At 38.2% G+C, this 12,667-nt stretch carries 11 protein-coding genes; 8 read left to right on the forward strand and 3 right to left on the reverse strand.

The window, feature by feature from the left end; translation table 11 throughout:
- Positions 1–83: 83 nt before the first annotated feature.
- The 3 genes from ligA (at position 84) to ACS604_RS16280 (ending at position 4,323) form a co-directional block, all read left to right on the forward strand.
- Positions 84–2,123 carry an NAD-dependent DNA ligase LigA gene (gene ligA, locus ACS604_RS16270; RefSeq protein ID WP_151989099.1) on the forward strand — a complete coding sequence of 680 codons (2,040 nt, stop codon included), beginning with the start codon at positions 84–86 and terminating at the stop codon, positions 2,121–2,123.
- Between the two features lie 252 nt (positions 2,124–2,375).
- Positions 2,376–2,840, forward strand: a complete 465-nt coding sequence (gene ftn / locus ACS604_RS16275; RefSeq protein WP_001214863.1) for a heteropolymeric bacterioferritin subunit Ftn — start codon at positions 2,376–2,378, stop codon at positions 2,838–2,840.
- 289 nt (positions 2,841–3,129) lie between these two features.
- Entirely contained in the window at positions 3,130–4,323 is a 1,194-nt protein-coding gene (locus tag ACS604_RS16280; protein WP_474772291.1) for an MFS transporter, read from the forward strand.
- Between the two features lie 67 nt (positions 4,324–4,390).
- Here ACS604_RS16280 and ACS604_RS16285 read toward each other — a convergent pair whose 3' ends face one another.
- Complete coding sequence (locus ACS604_RS16285; RefSeq protein ID WP_474772260.1) at positions 4,391–5,824, reverse strand: alpha,alpha-trehalose-phosphate synthase (UDP-forming); 1,434 nt, start codon at positions 5,822–5,824, stop codon at positions 4,391–4,393.
- Complete coding sequence (otsB, locus tag ACS604_RS16290) at positions 5,812–6,663, reverse strand: trehalose-phosphatase (RefSeq protein ID WP_474772262.1); 852 nt, start codon at positions 6,661–6,663, stop codon at positions 5,812–5,814. The genes ACS604_RS16285 and otsB overlap by 13 nt, the downstream gene beginning before the upstream one ends.
- A gap of 356 nt (positions 6,664–7,019) precedes the next feature.
- Here otsB and ACS604_RS16295 point away from each other — a divergent pair, with 356 nt between their 5' ends.
- From ACS604_RS16295 to bioD, 5 genes are all read left to right on the forward strand, one after another.
- Positions 7,020–7,751 carry an alpha/beta hydrolase family protein gene (locus tag ACS604_RS16295; RefSeq protein ID WP_474772264.1) on the forward strand — a complete coding sequence of 244 codons (732 nt, stop codon included), beginning with the start codon at positions 7,020–7,022 and terminating at the stop codon, positions 7,749–7,751.
- Between the two features lie 93 nt (positions 7,752–7,844).
- Positions 7,845–9,125: an adenosylmethionine--8-amino-7-oxononanoate transaminase gene (bioA, locus tag ACS604_RS16300; RefSeq protein ID WP_474772265.1), complete on the forward strand. Its 1,281-nt coding sequence runs from the start codon at positions 7,845–7,847 to the stop codon at positions 9,123–9,125.
- Position 9,126: 1 nt separating this feature from the next.
- Positions 9,127–10,284, forward strand: a complete 1,158-nt coding sequence (locus ACS604_RS16305) for an 8-amino-7-oxononanoate synthase (protein ID WP_174765999.1) — start codon at positions 9,127–9,129, stop codon at positions 10,282–10,284.
- The gene (gene bioC, locus ACS604_RS16310; protein ID WP_174766000.1) at positions 10,281–11,030 is read left to right on the forward strand and encodes a malonyl-ACP O-methyltransferase BioC; all 750 of its coding nucleotides are present in this window, start codon (positions 10,281–10,283) and stop codon (positions 11,028–11,030) included. Before ACS604_RS16305 ends, bioC begins: the two co-directional genes overlap by 4 nt.
- Positions 11,031–11,675: a dethiobiotin synthase gene (gene bioD / locus ACS604_RS16315; RefSeq protein WP_174766001.1), complete on the forward strand. Its 645-nt coding sequence runs from the start codon at positions 11,031–11,033 to the stop codon at positions 11,673–11,675. It abuts the gene before it with no gap.
- A gap of 57 nt (positions 11,676–11,732) precedes the next feature.
- On the opposite strand, the gene rluB is transcribed toward bioD, so the two are convergent.
- A complete protein-coding gene (rluB, locus tag ACS604_RS16320; RefSeq protein WP_004794225.1) occupies positions 11,733–12,656 on the reverse strand; it encodes a 23S rRNA pseudouridine(2605) synthase RluB in 924 nt (307 codons plus the stop codon).
- Positions 12,657–12,667: the final 11 nt, after the last annotated feature.

Below are 12,667 nucleotides of genomic sequence, written 5' to 3' on the forward strand. Positions count from 1 at the left end.
TACGTTCGTTGCGATAATTGCAATATATCTAGTCGCAGCTCAGGGTGGAGAAATTTCCACCCTTTTTTATGGTGAATAACATAATGGCAACAACTTCCGTGATCGAACAGATGCGTCAGCTTATTCAACTGATTGCAAAGCATAACCACGCCTATTATGTGATGGATCAGCCGACAATCTCGGACAGTGAATATGATCATTTATTTCACCAGTTAAAAGCTTTAGAAGAGCAATATCCTGATCAGGTTCAATCAGATTCTCCAACGACAAAGGTAGGCGGCCAAGCACTCTCTAAATTTCAAAGCGTGACTCATGTCGTTCCGATGCTTTCTTTGGGGAATGTTTTTAATCAGGAAGACTTATTTGCATTTGCTCGCCGTGTTGAAGAGCGTTTGCCTAACCAAAAAGTACAGTACGAAGTAGAATTAAAACTTGATGGTCTTGCGATTTCGCTTTGGTATGAAAACGGTGTGTTAACACGTGGTGTTACACGTGGTGACGGCGAAACTGGAGAAGACATTACTCAAAATGTCAAAACGATTCGTAACTTGCCTAAAGTGTTGCATTCAGATCATTTTGAAATTCCACGTTTGCTTGAAGTCCGCGGTGAAGTGCTCATGCCAAAGTCTGGCTTTGAAAAACTTAATGCCGATCAGGAAGCAAAAGGTGAGAAAACGTTTGCGAACCCACGTAATGCCGCAGCAGGTAGTTTAAGACAGCTTGACCCGAATATTGCTGCTAGTAGACCTTTAGCGTTTTATGCGTATGGTATTGCCCAGTGCGAACCAAATCATAGCTTAACCACCATGCACGACAGCCTACAATGGCTCACACAACTTGGCTTTGAAATTGCTGAGCGTCAATATCTGTGTAATTCGATTCAAGAAGTACAGCAGCGTTATGAACAAATCCAACAAGAACGTCCAGATCTACAAGTTGAAATTGATGGAATGGTCGTAAAGGTTGATGACCTAAAACAACAACAACAACTTGGTTTCTTAAGTCGTGAGCCACGTTGGGCAACGGCTTATAAATTCCCTGCACAAGCTGCATTAACTACAGTTGATCAGATTGATTGGCAAGTAGGGCGTACAGGTACTTTGACTCCTGTAGCGCGTTTAAACCCTGTATTTGTAGGGGGAGTAACGGTTTCCAACGTAACTTTACACAACATTGGTGAAATCCATCGTCTAGATGTGCGTGTTGGCGATACGGTTAGCGTTTATCGTACGGGCGATGTTATTCCTAAAGTAGAAAAAGTTTGGCCAGAATTCCGTTCACCTGACGCTGAAATTGTACATTTACCTGAAAGTTGTCCTGTTTGTGCTTCTCCTGTAGTTATGCCTGAAGGAGAAGCTTTAGCACGTTGTTCTGGTGGACTTTATTGTGCTGCACAGCGAATTGAAGCGATTCGCCATTTTGTATCACGTAAAGCTCTCGATATTGAAGGTCTGGGCGACCGCTGGGTAGAGTCTTTATTGCATCTCGATTTACTTAAAGATGTTGCCGACATTTACCATTTGCATGAGCACCGAGAGACTTTACTCGGTATTGAAAAAATGGGTGAGAAATCGGTACAAAATCTGATTGATGCCATTGAAGCCAGTAAGAAGACAACGCTTGCTCGTTTTATTTATGCTTTAGGTATTCGTGGGGTGGGTGAAACAACAGCTAGAATGTTGGCCAATACTTTCCAAACTTTAGAAGCGCTTAAAGCTGCGGATATTGAAGCTTTAAAGAAAACCCCAGATGTTGGTGATATTACCGCAGAGTGGATTGCTGACTTTTTCTTGGCACCGCACAACATTGAAGTGCTTGATCGCTTAATTGCAGCAGGAATTCATTGGGATGCACCGACTGCACCAACACGCCAGCCATTAAATGGCGAAAGCTGGGTGTTAACAGGCACATTAGAGCAAATGACCCGTGATCAGGCGACTCAAATGCTACAAGCATTAGGTGCGCGTGTAAGCGGTAGTGTATCAAGCAAAACTAAATGTGTGGTTGCGGGCGAGAAGGCTGGTTCGAAATTAGAAAAAGCAGCAAAACTTGGTATTGCTGTTATGAATGAGACTGATTTCTTATCACTTATGGCGAGCTACGGGCAGACTTTAAGCGAATAGGTCTACCGAAATAAGAACCATTGATTTTAGTTACAAATTTATAAATTGATGGTTTAAGTTATATTTTAACGCTTGTTTGAACTTATAAATCAGACAAGCGTTTCTTTTTGCACAGGAAATTTAAATAACTTAAACTGCAAATGCGTATGTTTCTCATTTTAATTTGATAAAAATCATAAACTTAACTATTTTTTATTTTGCAATCATTTTTAAGATTGCCCATAATAGTTCTCATACGATAGGAGATTTATTATGCGTGGCAATCCAGAAGTCATAGACTATTTAAATATGCTCATTGGCGGAGAATTGGCTGCCCGTGATCAATATCTAATCCATTCTCGTATGTATGAAGATTGGGGCTTAAATAAAATTTATGAACGTATTGATCATGAGATGCAAGAAGAAGCTTCTCATGCTGATGCGATCATTCGCCGTGTATTATTTTTAGGTGCTAAACCAAACATGCACCGTGAAGATATCAACGTTGGTACAGACGTTGTATCTTGTTTAAAAGCTGATTTGGCGCTTGAATATCATGTTCGTGAAAAGTTAGCGACTGGGATCAAACTTTGTGAAGAGAAGGGCGATTACATTAGCCGTGATATGTTACGTCAACAATTATCAGATACTGAAGAAGACCATACATACTGGTTAGAAAAGCAATTACGTTTAATTGAGTTGATTGGCTTACAAAACTATATTCAATCTCAAATTTAATAAAAAAACCCAGCTTAAGCTGGGTTTTTTATGGGCTTATTTTAATAAAACTAACTCATCGCTTAAATGTTAATTTTGTCAAATTGAACATATTCAAAGCCTTACTATATAAGGCTTTGGCAGTTACAAAAAAGTCAGAAAAATTGTATCACACCCCCTGTTTTTTTTATGGAATTGGATATAATTTCGCCAACAAAACCCTTGCCTAGAAATTTAATGAGGCAAGGGTTTTTCTATGGGAAATCGGTTGGTATGGATCGCCAATGATTTTATGGTGAGTTCGCGAAATATGTTATTTACCAAACCTGCTGTTTTAGACACAGCTACTCTCTTAAGCACACAGCGTCTTGCAACACGACTAAGCTTTTTTAGCTTAGGTTTTGCGACCGCAGCTTGGGCACCTCTTATTCCTTTTGCGCAGCAGCGTTTAAACTTAAATCATGCCGATTTTGGTTTACTTTTGCTGTGTATGGGTATTGGCTCAATGATTGCTATGCCTGCGACAGGTGCTTTAGTCAAGCGCTGGGGATGTCGTCCATTAATTGCTTTAGCATTGATGCTGTTAATGGTCTTATTGCCTAGTCTTACGATGTGGAGCAGCATTGTGACCATGGCTGTAGCATTGTTTGTCTTTGGATCGGCAGCAGGATGTCTTGGAGTGGCCATCAATTTACAAGCAGTGGTTGTAGAAAAGCATAGCTTGCGAGCTCTTATGTCTAGCTTCCATGGAATGTGTAGTTTGGGTGGCTTAACAGGCGCTATGCTTGTGACAGCACTATTGGCAGTAGGGCTTTCTCCATTAATGAGTACATTATCAGTTGTTATGATTTTACTTGTTATTGGTGGTGTTGCGATTCCATCTTGTTTAACGTCTTTTGAACAGGATGAACAGCCACATGAAGATACAACGCAAGCACCGAAAAAATTCTATCGTCCCGATGGCATTATTTTGCTTATTGGTATGATGTGTTTTATTGCCTTCTTATCTGAAGGTGCGGCAATGGACTGGGGTGGTATTTATTTAACAAGTAAATATCAGCTTAACCCTGCTTTTGCTGGTCTCGCATATACTTTCTTTGCACTTAGCATGACCACTGGACGTTTTGCAGGTCATGTCTTGCTTAAGCAATGGGGCGAAAAGAATATTGTAACTTATAGTGCAATTGGGGCTGCGATTGGTATGGCTATTATTGTGACTGCGCCAGTCTGGCAAGTGGTTATATTAGGCTATGCACTGTTAGGACTAGGCTGTTCTAATATTGTGCCAGTGATGTTTTCTCGGGTTGGTCGACAAAACAATATGCCAAAAGCAGCTGCACTTTCCTTAGTATCAACGATTGCCTATACAGGTTCATTAAGCGGCCCAGCTTTAATTGGTTTAATTGGTGAATGGACAGGTTTAAGTACTGTTTTAACAGGCGTAGCTGTATTGCTATTTGTCATTGCTTTACTTAACCGTTTTACATTAATAAAGACAAATTAATTTATAAATAATAGATACTCTCTAGCGAACATCGAGAAATTAAATTTCTCGATGTTCTTTTTTAGATTTATAAAACTTGATAGATCGATTGATAATTATCTTGTAATAATCGCTGAGGCTTCGTCAGTAGAGTTGGAGTCTTTTCTAAATCATCCAAGAAATTATTTCGCCAATGGGTAAGATCAGATGATGTTAAACCTTCTATCAATTGCTGGTAACGATTAATACGCTCAGTTTTAGACATTTCTAAAGCCATTTTTAAAGCATCCATCATCGCTGCTCTATCTTGCGGATCAACAATCAAGGCTTGAGACATCTGCTCAGCAGCACCAGCATATTTAGATAAAATGAGTACGCCCGGATTTTCTGGGTCTTGGGCTGCAATATATTCTTTAGCGACCAAGTTCATACCATCGCGTAGTGAACTGATCCAGCAAATATCTGAATGGCGATAAATGTGCATAAGATTATGGTGTTGAACCGTGTCATAGCAGCAATCTACCGGTCGCCAGTCTTCATGGGCAAACTCTTCGTTAATTAACTCGAGCTTAGTTTTAAAACGTTGGAATAAACGCTGATAAGCTGGAATATCGGTACGAGAAGGTATTGCAACTTGAAGATGACGAACTAGACCATGATATTCAGGACTGGTTTCCAAAAAGGTTGCAAATGCATTAAATCTTTCGAGCAAACCTTTCGAATAGTCAATACGATCAACCCCAATAATTGTTTTTTGACGTGGTATTTCCTCAAAATTAAACACAGAAGAGGTCGCCAAATCTTGTTGGGCTTGCTTTTGTATAATTTCGGGCTGAACACCAATTGGGTATGACTTAATTAATATTTGACGTTTCTTGTAGCTAATACTGTTACTTTGTATTTTCTGAGCTTCGAGTAAGTTTAGACAAGTCTGCATACATGCATTTTGATCGATTTGGGTTTGTAAACCAATAACATCATATTGACTCAAGTCTTGAATTAATTCTCGGCCCACTGGAATTTTGCGCCAGATATTGAGACTAGCAAATGGTATATGTAAAAAGAAACCAATTTTATTTTGCATGCCTAATTCACGGCAGTAACGCGCTACACTAAAAAAGTGATAATCGTGTATCCAAATAAGATCTTCAGGTTGAGCAAGCTGTTTTAACTTTTCAGCAAACAAACGGTTGACCTTTTGGTAAGTGCTATATTCTTGCGCATCATATTCAATTAGATCTTCGCGACTATGCATTGCTGGCCAGAGAACCTTATTTGCAAAACCACAGTAATATTGCGCATATTGTTGATGAGTAAGAGGGCAGGTAATGTAATCAATCCCTTGAGAAGAGGCTTGTTCAAACTCTGGCGCTTCGCTATCGGTAATTTGCTGACCATTCCAGCCTAACCAAATGCCATTACTATCATTCAAAGCATCTTGTACAGCCACGGCGAGGCCACCAGCTGAAGCTTTACCTGAGGGCATACTTATCCGGTTCGATAATACGATTAATTTAGACATATTTTTTCTCCATTCTGATTTTGGCTATTTTTGACATATAAGCTTTTTATTCTGTTTTGAAATAAAAAAAGAAAATTCGCGACACTATCAATATCTTTTAATCTATATTCAGCTTGTGTTTCACCACAACCCACTTTAATCGTGAGACCAGATTGTTGATTAATAAATACAAAACCAGATTCATCCGTTAAATCATCGCCTATAAAAATGGGTAAAACAGAAGGTAAATTAAGATGATTTAATATGGTTTTAATTGCTTTACCTTTATCAGCTTGATGAGGAATTAATTCAATAACAAATTTCCCCTTATTTAATTTTAATTGAGGATAATCAGAGCTAATCTGTTGCATAATATTAATAGCGTGATTTTCTAAATCTGGTTTTTTACGATAATGTAAAGCAATAGAATAACCTTTGTCCTCAATTAATAACTCGGGATATTTTTCGCAAGATTTTTGAATATCTTGTTTTAATTGTTTAAAATTAATCTGACTTAAATCTGGCCGAATATAATGAGCTGAATTAAGACAAATATCTAAACCATGCAAGCCCGCAATTGGAACTTTAATAGGATATAAGAGTTTACTAGCTGTATTGACATCACGACCTGTTACAGCAATAACAGGTATATTTAATTGAATAATTTTTTTTATAATTTCAAGTGTGGTGTTTGGAATAAAACTATGCTCAGGATTAATTTGAAAGGGTGCTAATGTCCCATCAATATCCAAAAATAAACAATAATTTTTATCTAAAGATAAATTAATTATAATATGATTGGGTGTAACAAAATATGTATCTTTTTCTCTCCCATCAGATATTGTATTTTGACTTTTCATATTAGCCTTCCCAATATTTTTTGATCAATAATTATTCTTCTAACATTAAAATGAATTGATGAGTCATTTCTTTTAATAAAAAAACATAAGTATTAACATTAATTACATTGCATAATGGATTTATAGGCGAAGTGTGGAGTATGTTGTTTTTTGATTGGCTTCAATGTTTAGTTAATTAAAGTTTTGTATATTTAATATGAATAATGCAGGTCTTATTTATCAATATATTTCAGAATATTAATGTATTATAAATACTTGATTTTGTGACTTGTAAATTGTTTTTAATATTGATTTTAAAGGATATTTTAAATCAATATTATTATATAATCTTTATAAAATCGGCTTTGGATAGGCATATGAAGTTACAAAATAAAATTTTATTAATTACGGGTTGGGGAGTAGGCGTGGAACCTTTGCAATCTCTAAAATTGCATTTGGAAAAAGAGGGTTTTGAAACTCAACTTATTAATATTTTTAATGTTTTAGAGTGTAACTTTCAAGCGCAGCTTGATTTAGTGGATGAAGTTGATGTGGTAATAGGCTGGTCTTTAGGTGGACAGTTAGCCACTCAACTGGTTGATATTTTTTACAAGCAAACAGGGCAAACAAAAACTTTAATTACGCTCGCTTCAAACCCTTGTTTCGTTGCCAATCACAATTGGCAAACAGCAATGCCTACTGATGTATTTAGTCAATTTAAAGCGTTTTTTTTACAGAACCCGCAAGCCATTTTAAAGCGCTTTTATTATTTGATTACACTTGGCTCAACCCAAGCTAAACAAGATTGGATAAGCGTACAAAATATAGCAAGCCCGCCTTCAAATGAACTTTTAATAGAAGGTTTGCAAATGCTTGAACAACTAAACTTGGTAGATAACTTAAAAAACTATTCTGGCCGACAACTTCACCTCTTTGCTGAGCAAGATAATGTCATTCCTTGCAAAATTATCGAAAAATTTGAGGAAATCGTGACAGAAAACATGAGTTATAAAGTGCTAAAAGGCGCTACTCATGCTTTTCCATACCTCGAAGTAGACCGAACAATTGAAGAAATCTGCCAATTTTTAACAATTCATCAGCAAAGTTAATAAGCTTTGATTGATCTCGCAATTTTCTTTCATTCTTAACAGGTTTAACATGTGCTAAATGAGAGATTTAATTGCTGTAAAAGGGTAAATAGGATGACCGATAATTTTGATTTAGAACATATTTGGCATCCTTATACTTCAATGACCCAACCTTTACCCACATTTAAAGTGAAACGTGCCTATGGGGCAACGATTGAACTAGATGATGGTAAAACTTTAATTGACGGTATGTCCTCTTGGTGGTGTGCAATTCATGGCTATAACCACCCTGAACTCAATCAGGCAGTGACAGATCAATTACAGAACATGTCCCATATCATGTTTGGTGGGCTAACCCATGATCCTGCAATTGAACTTGGTAAAATTCTTTTAAAAATTACACCCCCAAGTCTCGATAAGATTTTTTATGCAGATTCAGGGTCGGTTGCCGTTGAAGTTGCTTTGAAAATGGCTGTGCAATTTTGGACAGCACAAGGCCAACCACAAAAAACAAATTTTATTACTACGCGCTCTGGTTATCACGGTGATACATGGAATGCGATGTCTGTCTGTGATCCAGTAACAGGCATGCATCAGATTTTTGGTACAAGTTTGCCAAACCGTCTTTTTGTAGCAGCACCGCAAACCAAATTTCATCAAGAGTGGAACCAAGAAGATATTGCTGAGCTAGAGCAAGCTATTCAGCAAAATCATGAAAATCTTGCTGCACTGATTATTGAACCAATTGTACAAGGCGCAGGGGGCATGCGTTTTTATCATCCTGAATATTTACGTCAGGCCAAAGTGCTTTGTGAAAAATATAACCTGCTTTTAATTTTCGATGAAATTGCCACTGGTTTTGGTCGTACTGGTAAGCTCTTTGCGTGGGAGCATGCCCAAGTTGAGCCAGACATTATGTGTATAGGTAAAGGCTTAACAGGCGGCTATATGACCTTATCTGCTACCTTAACCACAAAGCATGTTGCAGAAACCATTAGTCGCGGTGAGGCTGGGGTATTTATGCACGGTCCAACTTTTATGGCCAATCCGCTTGCTTGCGCTGTTGCCTTGAGAAGTACGCAATTATTAATTGAGCAAGATTGGCAAGCGAATATTAAGCGAATTGAGCAGCAGCTTAGCCAATATTTAACGCCTTTAAGTCAGCTTGATTATGTTGCTGATGTACGAGTGTTGGGTGCAATTGGTGTCGTAGAACTTACCTTTAATGTCGATATGAAAACTTTACAACAACAATTTGTAGACCGTGATATCTGGATTCGTCCTTTTGGCAAACTGGTTTATGTGATGCCACCGTATGTCATCACTCAACAAGAGCTAAGTGATTTGCTAGAACAATTGGTTGAGGTTGTGCAAACGATGCAGGGAGCGTATTAAGATGTCATTGCTCAATCATTTTGCTGCCGAGTTAGATGAGTTAAAACAACAAGGTAACTTCAGACACTTTACTCAAAATGTGCAGCATGACCGTTTTATTACGATTCAAAATAAAACGATGCTTAACTTGGCTTCAAATGATTATCTTGGGTTGGCGGCTGATATCAATCTTCGCCAAGAATTTCTAGATAACTATCCACTAGAAAGAAGCTATTTTAGTTCGTCATCTTCACGTTTATTAACGGGCAATTTTGAAGAATATGAACAATTAGAAAATAGCCTAAGCCAAGCATTTGGTGGTCGGTCGGCTCTGCTATTTAATAGTGGCTATCACATGAATATTGGTATTTTGCCTGCTGTTGCTGATAGCAAAACTTTAATTTTGGCAGATAAGTTAGTCCATGCGAGCATGATTGACGGGATCCGTTTATCTGGTGCGCAATATGTGCGTTATAGACATAACGATTTACAGCATTTGGAACAACTTCTCCAAAAATATCATGATGATGAAAAGATTGAACGTATCATTGTGGTCACAGAAAGCATTTTTAGTATGGATGGTGATGAAACGGATTTAGCTGCATTAGTCCAGCTCAAAAAACATTTTGCTAAAACCATGTTGTATGTTGATGAAGCACATTCAATTGGTGTGCGAGGTCAGCAAGGTTTGGGGTGTGCTGAACAATATAATGTCATTCAAGAAATTGATTTTTTAGTTGGCACATTAGGTAAAGCATTAGCAGCAGTTGGTGGTTACATTATTTGTGATCCAATTATTAAAGATTATCTCATTAATAAAATGCGCCCACTTATTTTTAGTACGGCACAGCCCCCGATTGTGATGGCATGGGCAAACTTTATTTTTCAAAAAGTATTACTTGCTCAACCTCAGCGTGAACATTTAAAAAATATTAGCCAATATCTTCAACAAGCTGTTGTGCAAAAGGGTTATGTAAGCCCATCGACCAGCCATATTATTCCTGTCATTGTTGGAGAGAGTCAGGCTGCGATTGATAAAGCGAAACACGTTCAGGAAAGTGGTTTTTATGCAATGCCTGTACGTCCACCTACAGTCCCTAAAAACAGTTCGCGTTTGCGTATTTCTTTAACGTCAATGGTACAGCAACATGAGCTTGAAGAATTGGTGAGTTTTCTGTGAGTTTGAATAAAAACTTGGTTGCCCAGCGTTTTGCCAAAGCAGGGCAAAGCTATTCAGAGCATGCAATTGTTCAAAAACAAATTTGCCAAAATTTAACGAGTTTACTCCAGCAGTTTTGCTCGAGTAAGATGTTACGTGTCTTTGAAATCGGTTGTGGTTCTGGCAATTTAACGCATCTTATTACCGCATCTTTTCAGATTGAAGAGTTAATTTTAAATGACCTGTATGCAGATGTGCAGCAGCACTTTAATTCTCAAGAAAATTTGAAATGGTTAATTGGGGACATTGAAACTTTAGAGTTTCCCCAGCAGCTCGATATGATTGTTTCAGGTTCAGCTTTACAGTGGATGCAAGATTTGCCGCTTTTGCTTAAGCATAGTAATGAGGCTTTGGTTGATCAAGGCTGGTTATGCTTTTCAACATTCGGCTCTCAGAATTTAAGAGAAATTAAAGAGCTAACAGGACAGGGTTTAAGTTATTGGTCAGTTGAAAATTGGAATAGTGCCTTAATTCAGGCTGGTTTTGAGATTTTTCATTTGTCAGAGTCAGAAACTCAACTCTATTTTGATTCGCCTAAAGCCGTGTTGCAGCATTTAAAAGCAACAGGTGTAACGGCAACTGCTCAGCACCGTTGGACTAAGCAAACGTTACAACAATTTTATCAAGATTATGATCGGTTTAAGCATGCCGAAGGATATTCCCTAACATATCATCCGATTTATTGTATTGCCCGGAGAGTGAAGTAAATGAGTGGCCAGATCTATTTTGTGAGCGGGATTGATACCGAAATTGGTAAAACTTACGCAACAGGATTTTTAGCAAAATTATGGACTGAGCAGGGTAAAAAAGTGATTACCCAAAAACTCATTCAGACAGGTAATGTTGATATTTCTGAAGATATCGAAAAGCACCGTGAAATTATGGGTCAGGGCTGGTTTCAAGAAGATCATGACAAGCTCACTATGCCTGAAATTTTTAGCTATCCTGCTTCGCCTCATCTAGCAACACGCCTAGATAACCGAGAAATTGATTTTCAAAAAATTGAAAATGCGACCCAAACATTGGCAGAACGTTTTGAAATCGTATTGTTAGAAGGTGCAGGAGGCTTAATGGTGCCATTAACCAGCAGTCTGCTGACTATTGATTATGTCGCTCAGCACCAATTTCCAGTTATTTTAGTAACCTCGGGTCGCTTGGGAAGTATTAACCACACTTTACTTAGTCTTGAAGCACTTAAGTCTCGTGGACTTAAATTAAAAGCATTGGTTTATAACTTAAAAGATGAATCAAAAGATCCATTAATTTCTCAAGATACTTCAAATTATCTGAAAGATTATTTAGCAGTTCACTTCCCTGAGGCTGAATGGATTGAACTGGAAAAAATGAATTAAGTTAAAAAGTTATAAAAAAACCGCTCTAATTTGAGCGGTTTTTTATATCATTCAATCTTAGAATTTCTTTGAACCACGGTTAAAACCAGTCGATTTACGTTGGTTACCCGTGTTAGCCGGAGCTTCTTTTTCTTCATCACGACGTTGTTGGCGTAAGTAACCGCCACGACGAGCAGCCATTGGCTTTTCAGTCATACGGTCAGTACGACGTTTCGCCATACCAAATAAACCTGTACCTTGACGTGGTTTTAACTCAACAGATTTTGCTAGATTATCGATGTCAGTTTTATCGAGTTCCATCCAGCGGCCAGTACGTAGTTCGCGTGGTAAAATAACTGTACCGTAGCGCGTACGCAATAAGCGACTTACTTTAAGTTCTTGTGATTCAAAAATACGACGAACCTCACGGTTACGGCCTTCTTTCACCACAACTTGGTACCAGCGGTTAATACCTTCACCGCCGATTTCCGAGAAAGATTCAAATTTAGCAGGACCATCTTCAAGTTCTACACCATTTACCATGTTTTGGCGTATTTTAGGTGTTACTTCACCCATAACTCGAACAGCATATTCACGTTCAACTTCATTTGATGGGTGCATTAAGCGGTTAGCAAGCTCACCATCATTTGTAAACAATAATAAACCAGTACTGTTAATATCGAGACGACCTACCATTACCCAGCGGTCATTCGCAATTTGTGGCAAATGATCAAATACAGTCGGGCGTTTTTCAGGATCATTACGTGAACAGATTTCGCCTTCTGGCTTATAGTAAATCAATACACGGCGACGAATTTCGTCTTCAATTTGAAACTGAACTTTACGGCCATCAATGCGTAATTCATCGCCTGGTTCAATGCGCTCACCCACTTGGGCAACACGACCGTTTACACTCACGCGTCCTGCGGCAATAACCTCTTCCATATATCGGCGGGAACCTAATCCGATTCGCGCTAATACTTTTTGCAATTTTTCACTCATGACAGCACAAC

The sequence above is a fragment of the Acinetobacter sp. Li1LvA2 genome, from assembly GCF_056156705.1.

Bases quoted from the DNA above. Each gene is read 5' to 3' on its own strand.
- bioA (WP_474772265.1), top strand. From the start codon at position 7,845: ATGACCGATAATTTTGATTTAGAACATATTTGGCATCCTTATACTTCA.
- ACS604_RS16280 (WP_474772291.1), top strand. From the start codon at position 3,130: ATGTTATTTACCAAACCTGCTGTTTTAGACACAGCTACTCTCTTAAGC.
- ACS604_RS16305 (WP_174765999.1), top strand. From the start codon at position 9,127: ATGTCATTGCTCAATCATTTTGCTGCCGAGTTAGATGAGTTAAAACAA.
- ACS604_RS16285 (WP_474772260.1), bottom strand. From the start codon at position 5,824: ATGTCTAAATTAATCGTATTATCGAACCGGATAAGTATGCCCTCAGGT.
- otsB (WP_474772262.1), bottom strand. From the start codon at position 6,663: ATGAAAAGTCAAAATACAATATCTGATGGGAGAGAAAAAGATACATAT.
- bioD (WP_174766001.1), top strand. From the start codon at position 11,031: ATGAGTGGCCAGATCTATTTTGTGAGCGGGATTGATACCGAAATTGGT.
- ligA (WP_151989099.1), top strand. From the start codon at position 84: ATGGCAACAACTTCCGTGATCGAACAGATGCGTCAGCTTATTCAACTG.
- rluB (WP_004794225.1), bottom strand. From the start codon at position 12,656: ATGAGTGAAAAATTGCAAAAAGTATTAGCGCGAATCGGATTAGGTTCC.
- ACS604_RS16295 (WP_474772264.1), top strand. From the start codon at position 7,020: ATGAAGTTACAAAATAAAATTTTATTAATTACGGGTTGGGGAGTAGGC.
- ftn (WP_001214863.1), top strand. From the start codon at position 2,376: ATGCGTGGCAATCCAGAAGTCATAGACTATTTAAATATGCTCATTGGC.